Below are 22,056 nucleotides of genomic sequence, written 5' to 3' on the forward strand. Positions count from 1 at the left end.
ATTCAACCTAAACTTTGTAGGAGTAACACCATGCGTTACGACGCTTCAACCACCCAAACGGGTTCACGCGCCCTTAGCGCTTCAGCACAAAAAGTGCTACGCAACACCTACATGCTATTAGGCATGACTTTAGCTTTTAGTGCGCTTACTGCCTTCTATTCTTTAGTAACCGGCCTACAGTTAAATATTATTGTATTTTTTGTGGGTGTATACGGCCTAATGTTTTTAACCCATAAACTAGCTGACTCGGCTTGGGGTCTTTTAAGTGCCTTTGCCTTTACCGGCTTTATGGGTTTATCGCTGGGTCCTATCCTAGGCATGTACTTAGGTGCTGGCATGGGTGATGTGGTTGTTTCTGCACTTTCCATGACTGCTTTTGTTTTCTTTGGTTTATCGGCTTTTGCGCTAATCACCAAAAAAGACTTCGACTTTATGGGTAAGTTCTTAATGGTCGGTGGTCTGGTACTTTTTGCCGGTATAATCGCTAACTTATTTCTTGGTTTAACTGGTCTACACCTAGCTATTAGTGCTGGTTTTGTAATTTTCTCTTCTGCTTTAATTTTGTTCCAAACTGGGCAGATAGTGAATGGCGGTGAAACCAACTACATTCGCGCAACCGTTACCTTGTTTGTTTCAATTTATAACTTATTCTTAAGCTTGCTCTCTTTATTAGGTATGAGTAACGATTAAGAGAAACGCTAGGACATCAGGTTTAGTGACAGATAAAACCTTAGTATTAAATATCTGTGGGGCACCTTACGCAAGTTTGGCGCCCCTTTCTGCTTTGCGTTTTGCCAAAGCTGCTTTGGCAACTGGGCATAAAATTCAGCGGGTATTCTTTTATCAAGAAGGCGTTACTCTAGCTAATGGTTTAAGCTGTCCACCCCAAGATGAAATAAACCTCACCAAAGAATGGCAAAAATTAGCAGCAGAACACCAGGTAGAACTTGCGGTATGTGTTGCAGCGGCACTTAAACGCGGCATTATTGACGCCAAAGAAGCGGCACGTTATGGCTTAGAGCAGCATAATTTAGCAGAAGGTTTTGTACTAACTGGCTTAGGTCAGCTGGTTGATGGTATGGCAAATGCTGACAGAACAGTGACATTTAACTCATGAAAGCCAGTAACTCTTTTGATCTGCTAGTGGTTTTTACCCAACCACCCCTCACCGCTAGTTTAGCTAAAGAAGGTTTAGACTTAAGCTTGGTTAATAGCACCTTTGAGCAACAAACCGGCTTAATTTTTTTAGGAGCGGGGGTTTTACAACTACACCCCAATCAGCAGCCTGATATTTTAGCTTTAAAAGGTACTCAAGCAATGCTTCAAGCCCTAGGGCTTTATGATATAAACCAACTCTTTGTAGATGAACAGGCACTGCTAGATTACAGCCTTACCACTGCTGATTTATTACTACCAACAGAAAGTTGTAATCCGCTTCAGCTACAAAAACTACTAGCAACAAGTCGTAATGTTTTAACTTTTTAATTCCTTAACTCGTTGAACCACCTACCCCATGGCTAGCCTTCACCAACTAAACGCCCAACATAAACTAGCTAACTGCTTAAAACTTTTAGCTAAAACAGACAGCCTAGTTTTAATTGAAGCTGCTGTTGCTTTAGCTGTTCAAGCAGATTTTCTACAACAGCTCCCTCAAGGGGTCAGTGTTTTTGCACTCAGCAGTGATTTACAAGCCCGAGGTTTATTAAATAACTGCTCACCAGCTATTCAACCGCTTTCTGATGCTGAATGGGTAGCAGCAAGTTTGGAGGCTGATCGTGTCTGTAGCTGGTAATTTACCTGAGTTAGATCCAGAAGGTTTTTTAGTAAATTTACAAGACTGGTCACCACAAGTGGCTGAATACCTTGCTGCTCAAGATAAAATAAAGCTAACACCTGAACATTTAGAAATTATTTTATTGTTGCGTGATTTTTACCAAACCTATCAATTATCACCGGCCATGCGACCTTTAACTAAGTATTTGCGCCAACATTTAGCAGCCGAAAAAACCAGCAGTATTTATTTAATGCAGCTTTTTGGTCAAAGCCCTGCCAAAGCCCTAGCTAGGTATGCTGGCTTACCTAAGCCAGATAATTGCTTATAAGTGGCTAGTCAATTGCTTAGATGCAGTGCAATAAAATACAATGTTAAAAAGCATTACTCATTTTAAGGAAAATAGGAAAATAACCCATGTCTGATAACAAGCGCGTACACAACCTTAACGTCGCTTCGCAAGAAGTTTTAATTACACCTGATCGTTTAAAAGAAAAAATTCCTTTAACGGGTGCAGCTGAAAAAACAGTCTATGAAGGTCGTCAGGTTATTCAAAAGATTTTAGATCGTGAAGATCCGCGCCTATTTGTTGTTATCGGGCCTTGCTCTATTCATGATGTAGACGCAGCCAAAGACTATGCTAGCCGTTTAAAAGACCTAGCTGCCAAGGTAGGTGACACCCTTTATTTAGTAATGCGTGTTTATTTTGAAAAACCACGTACTACCGTTGGCTGGAAAGGTTTAATTAACGACCCGCACATGGATGATAGCTTTCAAATTGAAGAAGGCTTGCATATAGGTCGTCAGCTTTTGGTCGATTTATCTGAGTTAGGCTTGCCCTTAGCAACTGAAGCCTTAGACCCTATTTCGCCACAGTATATGCAAGACTGCATTGCTTGGAGTGCGATAGGTGCACGTACTACTGAATCACAAACCCACCGTGAAATGTCCAGTGGTTTATCTTGCCCTGTTGGCTTTAAAAACGGTACCGATGGTGGCTTAGAGGTTGCTATTAATGCTTTAAAATCTATGGCACATCCGCATAATTTTTTAGGTATCAATACTCAAGGTCAGGTAGCAATTATCCGCACCAAGGGCAACAAATATGGTCATGCTGTTTTACGTGGCGGTAATGGCAAACCTAACTATGATTCAGTGAGTGTAAAGCTGTGCGAAAATGAACTAGCCAAAGCTGGTTTAGATAAAAATATTATGATTGATTGCAGCCATGCTAACTCTAATAAAGATGCCAACCTGCAGCCGCTAGTGTTAGATAATGTTGCCAACCAAATTTTAGATGGTAACCAATCCATTCTAGGCTTAATGGTTGAATCGAATATTGGCTTTGGAAATCAGTCCATTCCAGCCGATAAAAGCCAACTTAAATACGGTGTTTCAGTAACCGATGCCTGTATTGATTGGGAAACCACTGAAAAAGCGCTAACTGAGATGGCTGACAAACTACGCCCAGTGTTAAAAGAGCGACTTACTCGGTAATTTGTAGTTTGGTCTTTAGGCCAACAAGTCGGGCTGAAGCCCGACCTTGAGCGAGTAAAAAGCCCCCAAGGTAGGATTTCTCTTACACTTGAGGGCTGTGCGTCGTCCCCGACCCTTTTTTAACTACCAACACCTATAAAAAACTACTGACTTTCTTCGGTAGGGTTAGCATCATCAAATAGCGGTTTATCGTCTTGTTCAGTTTTGCCAAGTATTCTATCGCGGAAGGCTTCTAGCTTTTCAAATACCAGTCTTTGAGTTTCTTGCACGGTATCTTTTACGTGACCTTCAAAAGCACCAAAGCCTTGTAAAATATTAACTGCTTCGCCCATACCTTTTTCAAGTGCTGGGGTGATTAAGTTCATATATTTTTCAACTGCTTCTTCATCACTAAGGCGTGGATTTTGCTTTTTAAAGGTTTCAAAATAACTGGTTGCACCAATCATAATGCGCTCAGCAGTATTTTCTGACGACCAATAATCTTCTTGGCCTTCAATGCCTGATGTTTTATCTATCAGCTTTTGTAGGCTAAAGTCTTCGTCGCCAAATTCTTTTTGAAGCACGCCTTCAATGGCACTGGCGGCTTCTTGGTAAAAAATACGCATAGCTTTGCTATCGCCTTCTTTACCTTGGGCAAACATGGTTTGTAGCAGGGTTCTTTTATTTTCTAGCGTTGTCGCTTCTGCTTGTTTAGCAAACTCAGCTTTTTCTTCCGTTGTTAGCTTAGTTTTAACGCCAGCAGGATTTTTATCTGTAGCTGTGGTTTGTAAACTTGCGGCAAAAGGCGCGTTGGATTTTTTTGTTGAAGCCTGAGCTTTACCTAACTGAGACGAGCTAGGTGAAGCGTTTGATAAGGTAATATTTGCACTAGCCATAAGCTAACCTCTTGTTAGATATTTTTAAGTAAAGTCAATCTGCTTGAGGTAGTTATCGGCTGGTGGTGGTTAAACTTTAACCATTAGTCTAAAGAAAGGAAGTCTTTTTGGTAAAAAGGCAAAAAAATGGAAATAAAAAAGCCCCCGAAGGAGCTTTTTGTAAATATTTAAAGCAAGGCTTTGCTAAGGACTAGTAGTTTTACAGCCCTTAATATCAGTTCCACTAGTATTATCACAAGACCAAACACCTATATCTGAACGAGTAAGTTCTACTTCATTTTTGGTTAACTTTATTTCCGAACCACCAGCGCCAGTTAGAGTAATATCTGACTCGGTAAGAAGATCCTCGCCAACCTCTTTCTTTAATCCATCATTATCTATACTTGGTTTAGTGAAAACAGCGGCATCTACTGCTGTTTGTAAAGCACGCAAACTAGCATAATCTGCCGTTACTTCTGCTTTGGTCACATACTTCTGATACTGAGGCACTGCCACGGCCGATAAAATACCAATAATGGCAATAACCACGAGTAATTCAATTAGCGTAAAACCTTGTTGTGTTGCTTTCATTGTTGTCTCTCCTAAGAATAAAAAATCTGTGAGTAGACTAACAGCAACCCTTTTGCTGCTACTGCCTACTCTGCGCTAAGTATGAAAGATAATGTAACTTTATGCAACTGTAATTTAGCGCCAAAGCACAAAAAATATCAACAAGCATTCAAGCTTCAAAACCACTCGCTAACTGGTCTGCAAATAGTGCGGCTAGAGCATAAATAGACAGTTGCGGATTCGCACCCACACTGGTTGGAAATAAAGAACCATCGTGGATAGACAGGTTTTCTATTTGATGATGTACACCCCTGCTGTTAGTGACACCTAGTTTAGGGTTATTACTCATAGCGCAGCCACCCATGACATGCGCACTCCCTAAACGTGCTCGATGAATGGCTAGGTCTAAACCATCAATAACACGCCGTGTTTCAGCTAAACTAGTCATATAATCAGCTTGATTATGCACTGGAAAAACTTTCTCTGCGCCTGCTGCAAATTGTATTTCTGCCATACTCAAGTAAGCACGACGCATAGCCTGCCAAGTAAAGTCGGTCATTTGGTAATCCAACACTGGGCTGCCATCGCTACGCAGCTCTACCTTGCCACTGGCACTTGCTGGGTGAAAACCATCACGCATTAGCGCTAGCATCATGTGAGTATTGGGTAGTTTTGCCATTCGCTGAGCATTTTGTTCACCCTTTCCGCCTAAAATTGTTGCTGCAAAAGCTGGGTGTAAAGGGGGTACTTCTAGCTTGTAACCCATAGCGCCAGCCGCACCAGCTTGCCACTGAAAGTGATCACTATAAATGGATTGCGGCGCACCATAGAAAGGATTGACCTGTTCAGCAAACTGAGCAGCAGAAAAATTAACAGGGTGTAAAAATGTTCGTTTTCCACACAGCTTATAAGGATCAGGCGCTTGAGAACGCAGCAAAATAGCGGGCGTGTTAATAGCGCCACCAGCCAAAATATAGTGCTTGGCTTTAAGGGTTATACGTTTACCTGTTGTTTCAACACCCCTAGCATCTAGGGCTAAACATTCTAACTCTGCTACCTTGCCTTGCTTAAAGGTCAGTCGCTCTGCTCTGGCTAAATAAATGAGTTGACTGCCCTTTTGTAAACTGGCTGGTAAACAAGTTACTAACATAGATTGCTTAGCATTGGCTGGGCAACCCATACCGCAGAAACCCAAACTTAGGCAGTCACGCACATTACGGGGTATGACAGCCCAGTCATAACCTAAAGCTTGGCAAGCTTTTTTAATTACCTCGTTATTGGCATTAGCCGCAATAGGCCAAGGCTCTATACCTAAACGCTTTTCTATACGCTCAAACCAAGGCTTTAAGGTTTCTTCGCTTAAACCACTCACCTCATGTTGATCAGCCCAATGTTTTAAAGTTTCAGCTGGGGTACGAAAGCTGGAGGTCCAATTAATAAGGGTTGAACCGCCCACAGCACGGCCTTGCATAATGCTTATGCCACCGTCTTTGCTCATTCTTGCCATGCCTTCTTGATAAAGTTCAGCATAGGCGGTTGCTTCCTGCATTTTAAAATCACTACTGGTGCGTAACGGGCCTTCTTCAATAACTAATACTTTTAAACCTGCGGCCGCTAGAATTTCTGCACTGGTTGCACCGCCAGCACCACTACCAACAATAACCACATCCGCTTCAAGCCGTTGGTCTTTAGTAAACAAGGAGGCATTGTGTACTTTCCAACCGGCTTTAACGCCTTCTAAAAACACATCTTTAATTGCCATGCTATTAACCCTCTGCTTATTAAACCCCATGCCTCTTAACCCTCACGCCCCCTAATCCCCACGCTTCTTAACCTAAATTGGGTGGACCAGGGTAGCCACATAGCTGCCAAGACTGTGGCTGACTGTAATAAGCCAGCCTTGCGAGTTGTAAAATAGCTGCTTGTCCTTGGTTTAGAAGCGTCCAGCGACTAGCTTCCCAACGGTTAAGAAAGTGTTGAATAGTTTCAGGCGATGCAGTGGACCAAGCACCCCAAATACCTGTTAGTGGCCCACGCGTTACGGGATTAGTTATTAGGTCGAATAACTGCAAGGTTAGCTTGCGCATACTCGGTGAAAGATGGGCTAGGTTATAATCTATTGCTATTAGTGAGGCGCTGATTTGCGTTGTCTGTTCTGCTGAATTATTGGTAACAGTAGCTGTATAGATCACGGGTAACAGGGCATTTAACATAGCAATATCTTGACTACGCAAATAACTAAAGCCTGAGGCTGTTTGATTATTCACTAGGCTCGTTACACCTAACGTTACAGTCATAAAACTTAAAGCTGCACCACTTGCTAAACCTAGTTTCAAGAAACCTCGGCGGGTTAATTGATAAGTCATTTTAGGCATGATGGCTTCCTTTATTTTTGTTTTTATTTTGTTTTTTTCTTATCTAACGCAAAAAGAACCTAAGGATCAGCTTTTGTAACCAACTGCCATAGGGCGGATAAATAAATTTAGCTGCATTAAAGCGTGGTTTACTGAACACTGCTTTAGCATGACTGAAAGTTAAAAACCCTTCATAGCCGTGGTAATGCCCCATACCCGAAGCACCCACACCACCAAAAGGCAGGTCTTCTTGCGCCACTTGTAGCAGGGTATCGTTTAAACAAACTCCGCCGGCGTGAAGGGTTTGTAACACTTGCTGCTGTTCAACCGGGTTATACCCAAAGTAATACACAGCTAAGGGTTTAGGTCTTTGACGAATATAATCCAAGGCTTCGTCAAAAGTTTTGTAAGTAATAATCGGTAAAATAGGCCCAAAAATTTCTTCCTGCATTACCTGCATCTCATCGGTCACGTTTAATAGCAGAGTTAAGGGTAAACGGCGTTGATCTTTTTCACCCATCTCTGACTCAGCAACCCTTGACCCTGGTAGTTGTATAACCTCAGCCCCTAAGTTTTTGGCATCGGCAATATAGCTTTCCAAGCGCTCTAATTGGCGTTGATTAATAATGGCTGTGTAATCTGAGTTCCCTGCTAGGCTGGGATAAAACTTTTTGACCGCTTGGCTTATAGCCTGAACCAACTCCTCTAGGCGGCTTTCATGCACTAGCAGGTAATCGGGTGCAACACAGGTTTGCCCAGCATTGACTGTTTTACCAAAAGCAATACGTTGGGCGGTTTCTTCAAGGGGTGCTTCTTCACTAATAATCGTGGGCGACTTGCCACCTAATTCTAGTGTTACTGGCGTTAGGTTTTCTGCCGCCGCCTGCATGACTTGCCGCCCCACCTGAGTAGAGCCAGTAAACAGTAGATGATCAAAAGGTAACTGTGAAAATGCTATGGCGACGTCTGTTTCGCCTTGCACTAGCGCAACCAAGTCTTCAGCAAATACCTTGGCTAGCAGTGCTTTAAGTAGTTGAGCAGTTCTGGGCGTGTGCTCGCTCATTTTAATCATTACTCGATTACCCGCCGCTAAAGCACCAACCAAAGGCCCGATACTTAAAAACAAGGGGTAATTCCAAGGCACTAACACACCTACCACACCTAAAGGCTGGTAAACCACTTTGGCAGCAGCAGGCTGAAAAGCTAAGCTAACTGAACGACGAGAAGGCTTCATCCAACGCTTTAAGTGTTTGCAAGCAAAATCAATTGCCTCTAAGCTAGGTAAAACTTCAGCTAAATAGGTTTCATCAACACTACGATGACTAAAATCAGCACTTATAGCCGCTGCAATAGCAGACTTTTCTTCTAATAAAAGGCTACGTAACTTTTGTAAATTAACGCGACGCTCAACTGCTGAGGGCAAGGGTTGTTGAGTAAACGCTTGCTGTTGAAGGCTTAGCAGCTTGGCTAACTCACTAATAGAAGTAGACTCGGGCATAACTCACTCCACTGACTGAATAAAACAGTATTAGCCTATCTTGCTGCTCCAGTCAAACAGGTGTTTTAATTTACCTTTTACTCTACTAAAGTTACTTTTGGTAAAGCTTGAAGTCATAATAGGGCTACAGCATACTCATGGCTCTTACCTAAGGATTTGATTTTATGGTGGATACAACTAACGCTAACCTTCTAAGTTCGTTATCTAGACGCTTAATACGTGAAGGGTTATTGGACGAGCATGAAGCCTTATCTGCTCAGGCAGACGCTAAACAAAAAAACCTTGCTTACATTCACTATTTAAGCTCTACAGGCCGAATAGACAGTGATTTATTAGCCTACCTAGTTGCAGAAGAGTTTGGTTTACCCTACTTAGACTTAGATACCTTCGACAGTCGCTATTTGCCCAAAAAAATAGTCGATGAACAACTGCTGCGTAAACACCAAGCACTGCCTTTATTACAAAGAGAAAACATTCTTAACCTGGCTTTGTCTACACCCACCAATCTTGCCGCCATAGATGAAATACAGTTTCAAACGGGGTTAATTATTAACCCCATTATTGTTTCTGAAGAAAAACTACACCAAGCTTTAGAAGCATCTTTAGAGACAGATATAGGCGCGTTGGGCGATTTAGATAACGCTGAACTTGAAGCGCTAGAAGTAGACAACACCCCTGTAGAAGATGACAACCTTTCCTTCGATGGCAGCCAAGATGATGCGCCCATTGTTAAGTTTGTAAATAAAATTTTATTAGATGCGGTTCGTAAGGGTGCATCCGATATTCACTTTGAACCCTTTGAGCATAGCTACCGTATTCGTAGCCGTATTGATGGTATTTTGCATGAAGTCACTCGCCCACCTCTTTCTTTACGAGGTCGGCTTGCGGCACGCATTAAGGTAATGGCGCGAATGAATATTTCTGAACGTCGCATACCACAAGATGGCAGTATCAAACTAAAAATTTCTAAAACGCGTAGCCTAGACTTTCGTGTTAACACTCTGCCAACTCTCTGGGGTGAAAAGTTGGTATTGCGTATTCTAGATGCCAGTAGCGCCAAACTAGGTATTGAGCAGCTAGGCTTTGATGCAGACCAGCGTGAACTTTATGAGCAAGCTTTAGCTAAACCTCAAGGCATGATTCTTGTTACCGGGCCAACTGGTAGTGGTAAAACTGTTAGCCTTTATACTGGGTTAAATATTTTAAACACCACTGAACGCAATATCTCTAGCGCAGAAGACCCTGTAGAAATTAATATGGAAGGCATTAACCAGGTGAATGTTAACGCTAAGGTGGGCTTAACTTTTGCTTCGGCTTTGCGTGCTTTTTTACGCCAAGACCCAGATGTAGTTATGGTGGGTGAAATTCGGGATTTAGAAACCGCAGAAATTGCTATTAAAGCGGCACAAACAGGTCACCTAGTGCTTTCCACCTTACATACCAACTCTGCATCCGCAACCATTAACCGCTTAATGAATATGGGTATTCCTACCTATAACTTAGCTGCTTCTTTACAGCTGATTATTGCTCAACGCCTTGCCAGAAAACTTTGTGAGAAATGTAAAGCGCCTTGCGATACGCCTAAACAGGTTTTACTCAACCTAGGGTTTACAGAAGAAGAGCTGAGCAACAACACTATTTATAAAGCGGTAGGTTGTAGCCAGTGTACTTCAGGCTACAAGGGTAGAAGCGGCATTTATGAAGTTGTAAAAATTACCGATGCCTTAGCTGATTTAATTATGCAGGGGGCAAGTGCTCGAGAAATAGACTTAAAAGCCCGTGAAGAAGGCTTTATCGATTTACGTAAAGCAGGTCAAAAAAAGGTGCTCGCTGGTATTTTAAGTATTGATGAGCTAACCCGTGTGACTATGGAATAAAACCAAGGAATAAAAACCAAGGAATAGATAGCTAAACAATGAAAATGAAAGTTAATAAAGTTTATGCTTTTAACTGGGAAGGCGTTAATGCAAGACGCCAAAAAGTTAAAGGCGTTATGGAAGCTGAAGACATTAATTTTGTACGTGCAAAATTAAGAGAGCAAGGCATTAATCCTAAACGGGTTAGAAAAAAATCCTCTTTAAGTCTTAGCTTTGGTAACAAGATAACCGCACGCGATATCACGCTTTTTTCTCGTCAACTTGCCACCATGATTAAAGCAGGTGTACCTGTCGTTCAAGCTTTTTCAATCACTATTGAAGGCCAAACGAAAGCCAGTATGCGTAACTTACTGATAGACTTACGCGACCAGGTTTCTGCAGGCACGCCTGTCGCTCAGGCACTGCGTCGTCACCCTAAAGTATTTGATGACCTCTTTTGCAGCCTGGTAGAAGCAGGTGAAAACTCAGGTACTTTAGAAACCATGCTAGAGCGAGTTGCCATTTATAAAGAACGCATGGAAACCCTAAAGAATAAAATTAAAAAAGCCCTTTATTACCCAGTGTTTGTATTGTTAATCGGTATGGGGGTTTCTGCTTTATTGCTGATTAAAGTCGTACCTGAGTTTGAAAAAATGTTTGCTGGTTTTGGTGCAGAGCTACCTGCATTTACTCAGCTAGTGGTTAATATGTCCCGCTTTATGCAGGAATGGTGGTACCTAGTATTTGGCGCGCTAATAGCCGGCATTTACCTGCTTATAGTGATGCGTAAACGCTCGCCTGCTTTTGATTTACGCATGAGCCGTTTTACCTTAAAAATTCCTGTGATTGGCGAGCTGCTGCATAAGTCTGCTGTGGCGCGTTTTTCCCGCACCCTAGCAACCTCATTTTCTGCTGGGGTTACGCTGGTAGATGCTTTAGAAGCTGCAGGTAATTCATCGGGTAATTTAGTCTACAGCAAGCATGTTTTACAAATTCGAGAAGATGTTTCTACTGGTCAACAGCTAAATTTTGCTATGCGTAATGGACAGCTTTTTCCAGCGATGGTTAACCAAATGGTGGGCATAGGTGAAGAGTCAGGTGCTTTAGATACCATGCTTTCAAAAGTGGCAGACTTTTATGAAGAAGAAGTGGAAGCTATGGTCGACAGTATGACTAGCCTTTTAGAACCCATGGTTATAGTGGTACTAGGGGTTATTGTGGGTAGCTTAGTTATTGCCATGTATCTACCTATTTTCCAAATGGGCGATATTCTGTGAACCTGGATCAACTACTTAACTTTAACCTTTGGCCTAACAGCCTGTGGTTAGTTTTTATTACCCTGCTAGGGCTAGTAGTTGCCAGCTTTATTAATGTGGTGATTTACCGCTTACCTTTAATATTACGCCGTGAATGGGGTGAGGCTGGTATTCCTGAAGTTTCACTGAGCTGGCCTGCTTCTCACTGCCCCAAGTGTAAAACGCCTTTAAACTGGCGGCATAACCTTCCCTTAGTTAGTTGGTTAATTCAGCAAGGCAAATGCACTCAGTGTAAAAAACGTATTTCACTGCAGTACCCACTGGTGGAACTGATCGGTGGTATTTTGGCTTTGTTAATTGCTTGGCGCTTTGGTGCTGGTTTAAGCAGTTTGGTGTATTTAGGTTTTGCTTTAAGCCTTTTAGCCTTGGCAGTGATAGACGCCCAAACCCAGTTACTACCCGATAAAATCACCCTTCCCTTAGTTTGGGCGGGACTAATTTGGCACTGGCTATTTTCTTCTAGCACTATGTTTGACCAAGTTTTTTTGGGTGCTTTGCTGGGCTATTTATCGCTGTGGAGTTTGTTCTGGGTGTTTAAGCTATTAACTGGGCGTGAAGGCATGGGCTATGGCGATTTTAAGCTACTAGCCGCTATGGGTGCTTGGTTAGGTGCGCCAGCTTTAGTTCCCGTGGTTTTATTGGCCTCTGCTTCAGGTTTAATCGCCGCCTTAATTTTAAAACTTAATGCAAAATGGCAAGGCCAAGCTTTACCCTTTGGTCCGCACCTAGTGGTGGGTTGTTTAGTTTTACTAATTGGCGGCAAAGAGTTAGCCGCTTGGTTGGGGTTAGCTGCTTGGTTAGAAATAACCCGCTGGGCGTTTTAGGTTACTAATCAAGTTCGGCTTACTACGCTTGTTCTGTGTTTAATTTTACTCAATAGACTTGTCAAAGTTATTGCTTTATTGACAGTAAAAAGACCGAAGGGTTACTATAACCCCAGGATTCAAACATGGAGGTAATTTTGAAAAGTTCGGCATTAATAAAAATGCTTGAAGCTGATGGCTGGTATTTGGTTGGAGTAAGAGGTTCGCATCACTACTTTAAGCACACAACAAAGACGGGCAAAGTCACGGTTCCTCACCCAAAAAAAGACCTGCCTAAAAAAACGACCCAATCAATTTTGAATCAAGCTCAACTTAAAGTTAGGTAGCCTAGCAACTAAAAGCTAAATATAAGCAACTAAAGTCCAGTGTCTACTGGTAAGTTAAATATAAAACCTAGCTAATAAAGTGGATAATCACACCAATACGAGTGTAAAAAGATGAAATTTACTATAGCAATAGAAGCGGGTAATGAGTCTCAAGCTTATGGGGTATTATTTCCTGACCTTCCAGGATGCATTTCCGCTGGTGATACGCTTGAAGAAGCTATTAGCAATGCACATGAAGCTTTGGCAGGTTATATGGACTTTCTTTTTGAAGAAGGAGACTCTTTACCTCAGCCAACCAGCATTGAAGAGCATAGAAAGAAGCCAGAATATCAAGATTGCATTTGGGCAGTTATTGATTTTGATATAACACCCTACTTGGGTAAGTCTCAAAAAATTAATGTGACCCTACCCGACAGACTAATTAAACAAATTGACGATACCGTATCTAGAAATCCCCACTATGTGAGTCGATCTGGTTTTTTAGCAAAAGCTGCCTTAGATGAATTAACAGCCATCAGTAACTAGCAAGTTGAGTCCAAGAAAGTTAATAGGCTAGCTTTACTTAAACTCTATTTCTCAAATCAAACAACCCTAACTTCTTAATAAAACACTTAAGATTATTTTTTACCGGCTTGACCATCTAGCTGCCTTAAATAGCGCATTTTTTCGGCTATCTTTATTTCTAGCCCTCTTTCTACTGGCTGGTAAAAGCTAGTGTCTGCTAGTTGCTTAGGTAGGTAAACTTCACCCGCTACATAACCTTGGGGTTCATCGTGGGCGTAGCGATAAGCTTGGCCATAACCTAAGTCAGACATGAGTTCAGTGGGCGCATTTCTTAAATGAACAGGCACTTCATAGCTAGGGGTGCTTTTAACGGTTTGCATGGCGGCATTATAAGCTGTGTAAACCGCATTCGATTTAGCTGCTACTGCTAAAAATGTAATCGCATGAGCAATGGCAAGTTCACCTTCTGGGCTACCTAAGCGGGTTTGCACATCCCAAGCATTTAGGGCTAGCTGCACCCCTCTGGGGTCAGCATTGCCAATATCTTCACTGGCCATTCTAACCACACGTCTGGCTATATACAGAGGATCACAACCGCCATCGAGCATTCTACAAAACCAGTAAAGTGCAGCATCGGGCGCTGAGCCTCTAACTGATTTATGCAAGGCTGAAATTTGATCGTAAAACTGCTCGCCGCCTTTATCAAAACGCCTCAGGCTTTCTTGTACCACTTCAGCAACCGTGGCTGAACTAATCACGCCTTCGGTGGCTAAATCTGCGGCTATTTCTAAAAAGTTAAGTGCTCTGCGGGCATCACCATCTGCAGCTGCAGCCAAGAGTGCTAGGCTATTTTCTGAGACGGTTAAATGCTCTTTGCCTAAGCCCCGCTGAGCATCATTTAAAGCTGTTTCTAATAGTTCTTCTAATACTTCTGTAGCAATGGGTTTTAAGACATAGACTCGGGCACGGGATAACAAGGCTGAATTTAATTCAAACGAAGGGTTTTCAGTGGTAGCACCAATAAAAATAAAGGTGCCGTCTTCTATGTAGGGCAAAAAAGCATCTTGTTGTGATTTATTAAAACGGTGTACTTCATCAACAAACAACAAGGTTGGCTGGCCATTCAATTGACGTTTTTCTTGTGCTTCACTTACCGCCTCACGTATTTCTTTAACGCCACTCATCACTGCTGAAAGACTGGTAAAACTAAGCCCACCCAGTTCAGCTAACAGCCTTGCTAAGGTGGTTTTGCCTACACCGGGTGGCCCCCATAAAATCATTGAATGCAGTTGCCCAGCTTCTAAGGCTTGGCGTAGCGATTTATCTTTACCTAGTAGGTGATCTTGCCCTAAGTATTCATCTAGCTGGCGTGGTCGCATTCTGGCAGCTAGAGGCTGCCAAGCGAGACTAGGTTCTGCTAGTGATTCATTATTAAACAGATCATCAGCCATGGTTATTCCTGAATAACGTCCACATTGGCTGGCACTTCAAATTCAAATAACTGCTTATCAATTGGTTGATTAAACTTGCTGATACTTAAGTCCACACGTGTTTTTTGTCCTAGGCTATCTTTTAATTGTAGGGCGTTAATACGCTCATCAACAAAGTGCAGGCTTAGCTCTTCAAATAGGCTGTCTGCCTCTAGTGGAATTAAGTTAAAAACTACACGCTTCCCTGTCACACTAAAATCGATTGCAAAATGCTGAGTTAAGTCTTTGGCTTCACCCGCTAAAATAATGGCTGGGCTTTGGGTTGCCTGTTTATCTAGGGTTTGAATAGTGACCTGTTCTAAGTCTGGATCATAAACCCAAAGGGTAGCTCCATTTGAAATTAAAACCTGTGGAAAGGGTTGCTCAGTGCTCCAATAAAAACGACCTGGTTTGGCTAAGAGCAGGGTGCCTTGAGCTTCTTGCATTCGTTGACCACGTCCATCAACTGTTAACTGTTCAAAACTACCCTCTAGGGTTTGCATCTGTTTTAAGTAGCCTTGCAACTTTTCTGCTGCTGACTCTGCCAAAGCTAAACTTGTAAAAGCAAGCAAAACTAACATTAAGCTTATTTTTTTTAACATACTTTTTTTAAACACAGTTGTTCCTTTTTTATTCGGGAAGTAGTAGTTCACGTTGCCCATTAGATTGTAAAGGAGAAACCAAACCTGCTTGCTCCATACCTTCAATTAGACCAGCAGCACGGTTATAACCTACTTTAAAACGTCTTTGTATGGCAGAAGCTGAGGCCCTACGACTTTCAATAACAAAGGCAACGGCTTCATCGTATAATTCATCCTGTTCTGCTGAACCTTCGGTTCCCTCTGCTTCTAAACCTGCTAAGGCCTGAGCATCCACTTTGCCATTCAAAATTGCATCTTCGTAATCGGGTTCACCACGCAGTTTCCAGTTTTCTACAACTCGGTGAACTTCATCATCAGATACAAAAGCACCGTGTACACGAATTGGCTGAGGTGCACCCGTTGGCATATAGAGCAGATCACCATTACCTAGCAGTTGCTCCGCGCCACTTTGATCAAGAATAGTACGCGAGTCAATTTTACTGGAAACCTGGAAGCCAATACGAGTAGGAATATTGGCTTTAATTAAACCAGTGATAACATCAACCGAAGGGCGTTGGGTTGCTAAGATTAAATGAATACCTGCAGCTCTAGCTTTTTGAGCTAAACGAGCAATTAGCTCTTCAACTTTTTTACCAACCAGCATCATCATATCGGCAAATTCGTCTATCACCACCACCACATAGGGTAATTGCTCTAGGTAGGTTGGCTGCTCACCTGGCAATACTTCTTTAATTGGATCAACAACCTGTGCGCCCTGTTTCGCGGCCTCAGCTAATTTTTGGTTATAACCCACTAGGTTACGCACACCCATAGCCGACATTAGCTGATAACGCCTTTCCATTTCTGCCACACACCAACGCAGGGAGTTAGCCGCCTCTTTCATATCGGTCACTACAGGTGCTAACAGGTGTGGAATGCCTTCATAAACTGATAGTTCAAGCATTTTGGGATCAATCATTATTAAGCGGAGTTCTTCAGGGCTACGCTGCAATAACATTGATAAGATCATGGCATTCACACCCACTGACTTACCCGAACCGGTTGTACCTGCAACCAAGAGGTGAGGCATTTTAGCTAGGTTAACCACCAGAGGATTACCAGCAATATCCTGGCCTAATGCAAGGGGCAAGGGATGCTTATCTTCTAAAAAAACAGGGTAATCTAATACTTCTTTTAAATAAATAAGTGCCCTTTTCTTATTAGGTATTTCTATACCTATAGTGGATTGACCCGCAATCACTTCCACAACACGAATGCTGGTTACTTTTAAAGCACGTGCTAAATCTAGGGCTAGACCAGCAACACGCGACGATTTAACCCCTGCGGCTAGCTCAAGCTCAAACTGGGTAATAACTGGACCAGGGTGAAGACCAACCACTTCTGCTTTCACACCATAATCTTTTAAATTTTGTTGTATTAAAGCAGCCAAATCTTCTAATTCTGAACTAGTGAAACCAACCTGTTGTGCTTGTGGTTCATCTAAGAGCTCTAAGCCGGGCTTTTCTCCTACTAGGCTGGCTGCATCCTGTTTATTCCCTTCTGGCTGAAGGTCTTGCAGAGTCATTAACTTGGGAGTTTTTTCTTCTGTTTCAAAACTGGTCTTTTCTATTTCAGGCGTACCTTCACCAGAAGTTAAGTCACCTAAGCGTGGTTCTTCCTTAGCTATTTCTGAACTTTTTGGTTGGGAAGTAGGCGAAGGTAAGCTAGGTAAGCGTTCTTTTAGGTTGGGTAACCACTTAAATGAAATTTTTGGCTTACTGAGTTTTGAGCTGATTACTTTAACCAGCCTTAGCAATATATTACCGATTTCATCCATAACAACCAGCCAAGACCAGCCAGTGATAAGAGATAAACCAGCAACCACACCACTAATAAAAATAAGGCTTGCACCTAAATGGCCTAAAACAGGGTTAATTAAATTAGCTAAACTTTCACCAAGAATACCACCAGCACCATAAGGAAGGTGGGCAGCAAGGGCATGTCCTGCTGCACTGGCCGACACACCAATTAATAACAAAACAAAACCAAAAAATCTAAGTGATGGTATGTAGGGGTCCCAGCCAGCTTTTTCCCAAGGGCGGCGAACTAGCTGAATAGATAAATGCACCAGGGCTAAAGGAAATAACCAAGCAGCAATACCCGTTAAAGAAAACAGTAAGTCTGCCAACCAAGAGCCAAATAAGCCCATTAAATTGCTAGGTATTTCTTGGGTCGCTCCATTCCAACCTGGGTCATTAGGATTAAAGCTAAAGAGCGCTATAAGTAGCATAAGTGAGATAAGTAATAATAAAAGAATCGCTGTTTCTTTTAACGCTTTTCTTAACTTATCAGAAAGATTGAGTTGCTCGGACATAGTTTAAAATACCTACGGCTTGTTGCCGAGTTGGCTGAAGCCTTATGATAGGGGTAGTGTTTAATGACTTGGTTTGTCTCTATTATATAACAGCTAGCAGGCTCATACATGCTTGAAATCTGGCAACTAGACAAAGAACTCTGGTTTCCTTCTCCGAATCTTGCTTTGCAAGAGCCTAATGGCTTGCTTGCTTTTGGTGGAGATCTATCTGCAGAACGCCTTTTACTGGCTTATCAGCAGGGAATTTTCCCTTGGTTTAATGAAGGAGAGCCGCCACTTTGGTGGTCACCTGCACCGCGCATGGTACTCTATCCTGAAGAAATAAGAATTAGCCGCAGCTTGAATAAGCGTTTAAAGCGCCAAGAATTTCAATTAAGTTTTGATACCTGTTTTGCAGAGGTGATAAACCAGTGCGCTATTTCGCGTCAAGCCACCAGCGGTACTTGGATAACCTCTGAGATGCAAACAGCTTATACGCAGCTTCATCAGCAGGGTTATGCCCACTCAGTTGAAGTTTGGCAACAGGGTCACCTAGTGGGTGGTTTGTATGGCTTAGCCTTGGGTGGAATGTTTTTTGGTGAATCTATGTTTAGTCATGTAAGTGATGCCTCTAAGGTAGCCTTAGTTGAACTGAGCTGGCACTTAAAGCAACAAGGTTTTAGTTTAATTGATTGCCAAGTTTACTCAAACCACTTGGCCAGCTTAGGTGCTAAAGAAATAAGCCGTGAACTTTTTTTACACACCTTGGCTAAAGCCAGTCGTGCTGAGGTCAGTTTTTTATGAACAAGCCTAATCCACAAAGTTTTACCTTACGTTTTTACCAAACCCTGCCACATGCCTGCAGTTATTTAGAAGACGAAGAAGCAACCACTCTCTTTTTAGACCCTCAGCAACCGGTCACCGCTGAAGTTTATGATGCGCTGACTCAAGTCGGCTTTCGTCGCAGCGGTAAACACCTTTACCGACCCCACTGTGATACTTGCAACGCCTGCAAGTCTGTTAGAGTCAAAGTGGCTGAATTTACACCTTCACGACAACAGCAGAGAACGCTAAAGCGTAACCAAGACCTTAGTTGGAAAATTTTACCCACCACTTTTAGTAGCGAGCACTACCAACTTTATGAAAAATACATTAATCACCGCCATGCAGATGGCGATATGTACCCAGCTAGTGAAGAACAGTTTCGTAGCTTTTTATTGGTAGGCAATGCTTGGGCTAACCTAGTTGAGTTTAGAGACTCTAGTGGACGGCTGGTTGCGGTTGCTGCTGTGGATAACTTAAGGGATGGGCTTTCGGCCATTTATACTTTTTTTGACCCTACAGAAAATCGTCGTAGCTTAGGTGTCTTTGCGGTTCTCTGGCAGCTAGAGCAGGTAAAAAAACTAGGGCTTCCTTATTTATACTTGGGTTACTGGATTAAAAACTGCCGCAAAATGAATTACAAACAAGCCTACCAGCCCTTGGAAATACTAGAAGAGCAACAATGGCAAGCTTTTCCTGAAAGCTGAATTTCCTTACTGAATCCGCTTACCTTTGCTCTTTCTTAAAAAATGAGGCAGAATGCACGCGGTTTTTTCAAATATTAGAGGTTTATGCCGAATGGCAAAAGAAGATCATATTGAAATGGAAGGTGTTATTATCGACACCCTACCTAACACCATGTTCCGTGTTGAATTAGAAAACGGCCATGTTTTGACTGCTCATATTTCTGGCAAAATGCGTAAAAACTATATTCGTATTCTGACTGGCGATAAAGTTAAAGTTGAGTTGTCACCCTATGACCTAACCAAGGGTCGTATAACTTACCGCGCCCGCTAAGTACACATTTAAGTACAAAGCCTTAATTTTGCTAACCGGCCTACAAGCCGGCTTAGTTGTTTATTTAAACTAAATAACTAGCGCAAAAAAATAGCGGGCAATTCCTTTTGCCCGCTAGCTATAAGACGCTTAAACTGCGTCTTTTTCTGTTTCTTCCAAGGCTGACTCAAAGCTTAACTGCAAGCCTTTCTTATTAGCAGTTACCTTCACTGTACCGCCTTTTTCTGACAGTTCCCCAAAGAGAATTGCCTCAGCCATAGGCTTCTTAATTTGCTCTTGAATTAAGCGTGCCATAGGTCTGGCACCCATAGCTTCATCGTAACCCTCTTTAGCTAACCAAGTGCGCGCTTTCTTGTCGACTTCTAGCACGACTCGCTTGTCATCTAGCTGCGCTTGCAACTCTACCAAGAACTTATCAACTACGTTTTTGATCACCTCTATATCTAAAGCTTTAAACTGAATAGTGGTATCTAAACGGTTACGAAACTCTGGCGTGAACATTTTTCGTATGGCTTCCATACCGTCAGTTGCATGATCCTGTTCTTGGAAACCGATAGAGCGACGACTAGTGGCTTCAGCACCAGCGTTAGTTGTCATTACTAGAATAACATTACGGAAGTCTGCTTTACGGCCATTATTGTCAGTAAGCGAGCCATGGTCCATAACCTGCAACAGCAAGTTAAAGACTTCTGGGTGAGCTTTTTCTATTTCATCTAACAATAAAACACAGTGAGGGTTTTTGGTCACTGCTTCGGTTAGCAAGCCGCCTTGGTCAAAACCTACATAACCGGGTGGCGCACCAATTAAGCGAGAAACCGTGTGCCTTTCCATGTATTCAGACATATCAAAGCGTACCAGCTCTATACCTAATGTACGTGCTAGCTGTTTAGTGACTTCAGTTTTACCTACGCCTGTAGGGCCAGCAAACAAGAAGCTTCCTATGGGTTTTTCTGGTGACTTTAACCCAGCCCGTGACAGTTTAATGGCATTGGCTAAGGCTTCTATGCCTTCATCTTGCCCAAAGACCAACATTTTTAAGTCGCGCTCCACGTTACGCAGCACTTCTTTGTCGTTGGTAGACACTGTTTTAGGTGGTATGCGTGCAATTTTAGAAACGATGGCTTCTATTTCTGTACTACCTATCGTTTCTACTCGGTCTTCTTCAGCTAACAGCTGCTGATAAGCACCGGCTTCATCTACCACATCTATGGCTTTGTCTGGCAAGTAGCGGTCATTAATGTAGCGTTCTGCTAAACGTGCGGCGGTTTCTAATGCATGATCGTCATAGCGTAATTTGTGGTGTTCTTCAAAGCGGCTTTTTAAACCTTTAAGAATCGCAATGGTGTCCTCTACGCTAGGTTCAAGCACATCAATTTTTTGGAAACGACGTGCCAAGGCACGGTCTTTTTCAAAAATGCCACGAAACTCTTGGAAGGTGGTTGAACCTATGCAACGTAAGTCACCATTAGAAAGCATAGGTTTCAGTAGGTTAGAAGCATCCATTACACCACCTGACGCTGCACCTGCACCAATAATGGTATGAATTTCGTCGATAAATAGAATTGAGTGGTCTTCTTTTTTCAACTCATTGAGCAAGGCTTTTAAGCGTTTTTCGAAGTCACCACGGTATTTAGTGCCTGCTAACAAAGCACCTAAGTCTAATGAATAAACAATGGCATCGGCGATGACTTCTGGCACTTCACCATCCACAATACGTTTGGCTAAACCTTCTGCAACTGCTGTTTTACCTACGCCTGCTTCACCAACAAGCAGTGGGTTATTTTTACGCCTTCTGGCTAAAACTTGTACTACTCGCTCTATTTCTTGGTCACGACCAATAAGCGGGTCTATTTTACCTGCTTCAGCTTGAGCATTTAGGTTGGTCGCAAAACTATGCAGAGGATGATTACTATTAACCGCTTCTGCTTCTTCTTGCTCTTGACCAAACACATCGCCTGCCTGCTCTGAGTCATCGGCAACTTTTGATATTCCATGGGAAATAAAGTTAACCACATCAACTCTGGCGACATCTTGCTGTTTTAGAATATAAACGGCTTGGCTTTCTTGCTCGCTAAAAATAGCAACCAAAACATTCGCACCGGTTACTTCATTTTTACCTGAAGACTGCACATGGAATACAGCCCTTTGCAGCACTCGCTGAAAACCTAAAGTGGGTTGAGTTTCTCGCTCCACGTTATCATCAGGAATAACTGGAGTGGTAGCTTCAATAAAGTCGTTTAATTCTTTACGAATACTACCTAGGTCTGTACCGCAAGCCTTTAATACTTGGGCTGCAGACCTGTTATCTAACAAAGACAGCAATAAATGCTCTACTGTCATGAATTCATGGCGTTGTCGCCTTGCCAGGGTGAACGCCTCATTCAGCGTATGTTCTAGATCTTTGCTAAGCATGCGCCTACCCTCACTTACCCGACTGGGAACCA

At 42.5% G+C, this 22,056-nt stretch carries 23 protein-coding genes; 14 read left to right on the forward strand and 9 right to left on the reverse strand.

The window, feature by feature from the left end; translation table 11 throughout:
• The first annotated feature begins 30 nt into the window (after positions 1-30).
• From BP27_RS0102565 to BP27_RS0102590, 6 genes are all read left to right on the forward strand, one after another.
• Positions 31-690 carry a Bax inhibitor-1/YccA family protein gene (locus tag BP27_RS0102565; RefSeq protein ID WP_027850216.1) on the forward strand — a complete coding sequence of 220 codons (660 nt, stop codon included), beginning with the start codon at positions 31-33 and terminating at the stop codon, positions 688-690.
• A 25-nt stretch (positions 691-715) separates the two neighbouring features.
• Positions 716-1,117: a sulfurtransferase complex subunit TusD gene (gene tusD, locus BP27_RS0102570; RefSeq protein WP_051610182.1), complete on the forward strand. Its 402-nt coding sequence runs from the start codon at positions 716-718 to the stop codon at positions 1,115-1,117.
• Positions 1,114-1,485: a sulfurtransferase complex subunit TusC gene (gene tusC, locus BP27_RS14950; protein ID WP_027849547.1), complete on the forward strand. Its 372-nt coding sequence runs from the start codon at positions 1,114-1,116 to the stop codon at positions 1,483-1,485. The genes tusD and tusC overlap by 4 nt, the downstream gene beginning before the upstream one ends.
• A gap of 28 nt (positions 1,486-1,513) precedes the next feature.
• Positions 1,514-1,792 (forward strand): sulfurtransferase complex subunit TusB, encoded by a 279-nt coding sequence (tusB, locus tag BP27_RS0102580; protein ID WP_027849546.1) that lies wholly within the window; start codon positions 1,514-1,516, stop codon positions 1,790-1,792.
• A complete protein-coding gene (locus BP27_RS0102585; RefSeq protein WP_211219792.1) occupies positions 1,776-2,102 on the forward strand; it encodes a TusE/DsrC/DsvC family sulfur relay protein in 327 nt (108 codons plus the stop codon). Before tusB ends, BP27_RS0102585 begins: the two co-directional genes overlap by 17 nt.
• An 86-nt stretch (positions 2,103-2,188) precedes the next feature.
• Positions 2,189-3,268, forward strand: coding sequence for a 3-deoxy-7-phosphoheptulonate synthase (locus BP27_RS0102590; RefSeq protein ID WP_027849544.1), 1,080 nt, complete (start codon positions 2,189-2,191; stop codon positions 3,266-3,268).
• Between the two features lie 143 nt (positions 3,269-3,411).
• Here BP27_RS0102590 and BP27_RS0102595 read toward each other — a convergent pair whose 3' ends face one another.
• The 5 genes from BP27_RS0102595 to BP27_RS0102615 form a co-directional block, all read right to left on the reverse strand.
• Positions 3,412-4,143, reverse strand: a complete 732-nt coding sequence (locus BP27_RS0102595; protein ID WP_027850218.1) for a DUF5610 domain-containing protein — start codon at positions 4,141-4,143, stop codon at positions 3,412-3,414.
• 183 nt (positions 4,144-4,326) lie between these two features.
• Positions 4,327-4,713 (reverse strand): pilin, encoded by a 387-nt coding sequence (locus BP27_RS17480; protein WP_027850219.1) that lies wholly within the window; start codon positions 4,711-4,713, stop codon positions 4,327-4,329.
• Positions 4,714-4,861: 148 nt separating this feature from the next.
• A complete protein-coding gene (locus BP27_RS0102605) occupies positions 4,862-6,454 on the reverse strand; it encodes a GMC family oxidoreductase (RefSeq protein WP_027850220.1) in 1,593 nt (530 codons plus the stop codon).
• A gap of 67 nt (positions 6,455-6,521) precedes the next feature.
• Complete coding sequence (locus tag BP27_RS0102610; protein ID WP_027850221.1) at positions 6,522-7,067, reverse strand: hypothetical protein; 546 nt, start codon at positions 7,065-7,067, stop codon at positions 6,522-6,524.
• A 43-nt stretch (positions 7,068-7,110) separates the two neighbouring features.
• Entirely contained in the window at positions 7,111-8,544 is a 1,434-nt protein-coding gene (locus tag BP27_RS0102615) for a coniferyl aldehyde dehydrogenase (RefSeq protein ID WP_027850222.1), read from the reverse strand.
• A 164-nt stretch (positions 8,545-8,708) separates the two neighbouring features.
• Between BP27_RS0102615 and pilB the strand changes: the two genes are divergently transcribed.
• The 5 genes from pilB to BP27_RS0102640 all read left to right on the forward strand — a co-directional run bounded on the left by pilB (position 8,709) and on the right by BP27_RS0102640 (position 13,391).
• Entirely contained in the window at positions 8,709-10,421 is a 1,713-nt protein-coding gene (gene pilB, locus BP27_RS0102620; RefSeq protein WP_211251272.1) for a type IV-A pilus assembly ATPase PilB, read from the forward strand.
• A gap of 38 nt (positions 10,422-10,459) precedes the next feature.
• Positions 10,460-11,677, forward strand: coding sequence for a type II secretion system F family protein (locus BP27_RS0102625; protein ID WP_027850224.1), 1,218 nt, complete (start codon positions 10,460-10,462; stop codon positions 11,675-11,677).
• Positions 11,674-12,540 carry a prepilin peptidase gene (locus BP27_RS0102630; RefSeq protein WP_051610184.1) on the forward strand — a complete coding sequence of 289 codons (867 nt, stop codon included), beginning with the start codon at positions 11,674-11,676 and terminating at the stop codon, positions 12,538-12,540. The genes BP27_RS0102625 and BP27_RS0102630 overlap by 4 nt, the downstream gene beginning before the upstream one ends.
• Before the next feature lie 161 nt (positions 12,541-12,701).
• A complete protein-coding gene (locus BP27_RS0102635; protein WP_245597805.1) occupies positions 12,702-12,866 on the forward strand; it encodes a type II toxin-antitoxin system HicA family toxin in 165 nt (54 codons plus the stop codon).
• Between the two features lie 111 nt (positions 12,867-12,977).
• Complete coding sequence (locus BP27_RS0102640) at positions 12,978-13,391, forward strand: type II toxin-antitoxin system HicB family antitoxin (protein ID WP_027850227.1); 414 nt, start codon at positions 12,978-12,980, stop codon at positions 13,389-13,391.
• A gap of 92 nt (positions 13,392-13,483) precedes the next feature.
• Here the strand turns inward: BP27_RS0102640 and BP27_RS0102645 are convergent, their stop codons facing one another.
• From BP27_RS0102645 to BP27_RS0102655, 3 genes are read right to left on the reverse strand one after another with little or no spacing between them, the layout of a single operon-like run.
• A complete protein-coding gene (locus BP27_RS0102645; protein ID WP_027850228.1) occupies positions 13,484-14,821 on the reverse strand; it encodes a replication-associated recombination protein A in 1,338 nt (445 codons plus the stop codon).
• Positions 14,822-14,823: 2 nt separating this feature from the next.
• Positions 14,824-15,456 (reverse strand): outer membrane lipoprotein periplasmic chaperone LolA, encoded by a 633-nt coding sequence (lolA, locus tag BP27_RS0102650; protein WP_051610185.1) that lies wholly within the window; start codon positions 15,454-15,456, stop codon positions 14,824-14,826.
• Between the two features lie 13 nt (positions 15,457-15,469).
• The gene (locus tag BP27_RS0102655; protein WP_027850230.1) at positions 15,470-17,794 is read right to left on the reverse strand and encodes a DNA translocase FtsK; all 2,325 of its coding nucleotides are present in this window, start codon (positions 17,792-17,794) and stop codon (positions 15,470-15,472) included.
• Between the two features lie 108 nt (positions 17,795-17,902).
• Here BP27_RS0102655 and aat point away from each other — a divergent pair, with 108 nt between their 5' ends.
• The 3 genes from aat (at position 17,903) to infA (ending at position 19,612) form a co-directional block, all read left to right on the forward strand.
• Positions 17,903-18,577: a leucyl/phenylalanyl-tRNA--protein transferase gene (aat, locus tag BP27_RS14955; protein WP_036239187.1), complete on the forward strand. Its 675-nt coding sequence runs from the start codon at positions 17,903-17,905 to the stop codon at positions 18,575-18,577.
• Entirely contained in the window at positions 18,574-19,302 is a 729-nt protein-coding gene (locus BP27_RS0102665) for an arginyltransferase (RefSeq protein ID WP_027850231.1), read from the forward strand. The genes aat and BP27_RS0102665 overlap by 4 nt, the downstream gene beginning before the upstream one ends.
• A gap of 91 nt (positions 19,303-19,393) precedes the next feature.
• Positions 19,394-19,612, forward strand: a complete 219-nt coding sequence (gene infA / locus BP27_RS0102670; protein ID WP_027849523.1) for a translation initiation factor IF-1 — start codon at positions 19,394-19,396, stop codon at positions 19,610-19,612.
• 129 nt (positions 19,613-19,741) lie between these two features.
• On the opposite strand, the gene clpA is transcribed toward infA, so the two are convergent.
• Complete coding sequence (clpA, locus tag BP27_RS0102675; protein ID WP_027850232.1) at positions 19,742-22,024, reverse strand: ATP-dependent Clp protease ATP-binding subunit ClpA; 2,283 nt, start codon at positions 22,022-22,024, stop codon at positions 19,742-19,744.
• Between the last annotated feature and the right edge of the window lie 32 nt (positions 22,025-22,056).

The organism is Marinospirillum insulare DSM 21763 (assembly GCF_000686905.1).
Lineage (GTDB): Bacteria > Pseudomonadota > Gammaproteobacteria > Pseudomonadales > Halomonadaceae > Marinospirillum > Marinospirillum insulare.

Bases quoted from the DNA above. Each gene is read 5' to 3' on its own strand.
- BP27_RS0102565 (WP_027850216.1), top strand. From the start codon at position 31: ATGCGTTACGACGCTTCAACCACCCAAACGGGTTCACGCGCCCTTAGC.
- tusC (WP_027849547.1), top strand. From the start codon at position 1,114: ATGAAAGCCAGTAACTCTTTTGATCTGCTAGTGGTTTTTACCCAACCA.
- tusB (WP_027849546.1), top strand. From the start codon at position 1,514: ATGGCTAGCCTTCACCAACTAAACGCCCAACATAAACTAGCTAACTGC.
- BP27_RS0102590 (WP_027849544.1), top strand. From the start codon at position 2,189: ATGTCTGATAACAAGCGCGTACACAACCTTAACGTCGCTTCGCAAGAA.
- BP27_RS0102595 (WP_027850218.1), bottom strand. From the start codon at position 4,143: ATGGCTAGTGCAAATATTACCTTATCAAACGCTTCACCTAGCTCGTCT.
- BP27_RS17480 (WP_027850219.1), bottom strand. From the start codon at position 4,713: ATGAAAGCAACACAACAAGGTTTTACGCTAATTGAATTACTCGTGGTT.
- BP27_RS0102605 (WP_027850220.1), bottom strand. From the start codon at position 6,454: ATGGCAATTAAAGATGTGTTTTTAGAAGGCGTTAAAGCCGGTTGGAAA.
- BP27_RS0102610 (WP_027850221.1), bottom strand. From the start codon at position 7,067: ATGCCTAAAATGACTTATCAATTAACCCGCCGAGGTTTCTTGAAACTA.
- BP27_RS0102615 (WP_027850222.1), bottom strand. From the start codon at position 8,544: ATGCCCGAGTCTACTTCTATTAGTGAGTTAGCCAAGCTGCTAAGCCTT.
- pilB (WP_211251272.1), top strand. From the start codon at position 8,709: ATGGTGGATACAACTAACGCTAACCTTCTAAGTTCGTTATCTAGACGC.
- BP27_RS0102625 (WP_027850224.1), top strand. From the start codon at position 10,460: ATGAAAATGAAAGTTAATAAAGTTTATGCTTTTAACTGGGAAGGCGTT.
- BP27_RS0102635 (WP_245597805.1), top strand. From the start codon at position 12,702: ATGCTTGAAGCTGATGGCTGGTATTTGGTTGGAGTAAGAGGTTCGCAT.
- BP27_RS0102640 (WP_027850227.1), top strand. From the start codon at position 12,978: ATGAAATTTACTATAGCAATAGAAGCGGGTAATGAGTCTCAAGCTTAT.
- BP27_RS0102645 (WP_027850228.1), bottom strand. From the start codon at position 14,821: ATGGCTGATGATCTGTTTAATAATGAATCACTAGCAGAACCTAGTCTC.
- BP27_RS0102655 (WP_027850230.1), bottom strand. From the start codon at position 17,794: ATGTCCGAGCAACTCAATCTTTCTGATAAGTTAAGAAAAGCGTTAAAA.
- aat (WP_036239187.1), top strand. From the start codon at position 17,903: ATGCTTGAAATCTGGCAACTAGACAAAGAACTCTGGTTTCCTTCTCCG.
- BP27_RS0102665 (WP_027850231.1), top strand. From the start codon at position 18,574: ATGAACAAGCCTAATCCACAAAGTTTTACCTTACGTTTTTACCAAACC.
- infA (WP_027849523.1), top strand. From the start codon at position 19,394: ATGGCAAAAGAAGATCATATTGAAATGGAAGGTGTTATTATCGACACC.
- clpA (WP_027850232.1), bottom strand. From the start codon at position 22,024: ATGCTTAGCAAAGATCTAGAACATACGCTGAATGAGGCGTTCACCCTG.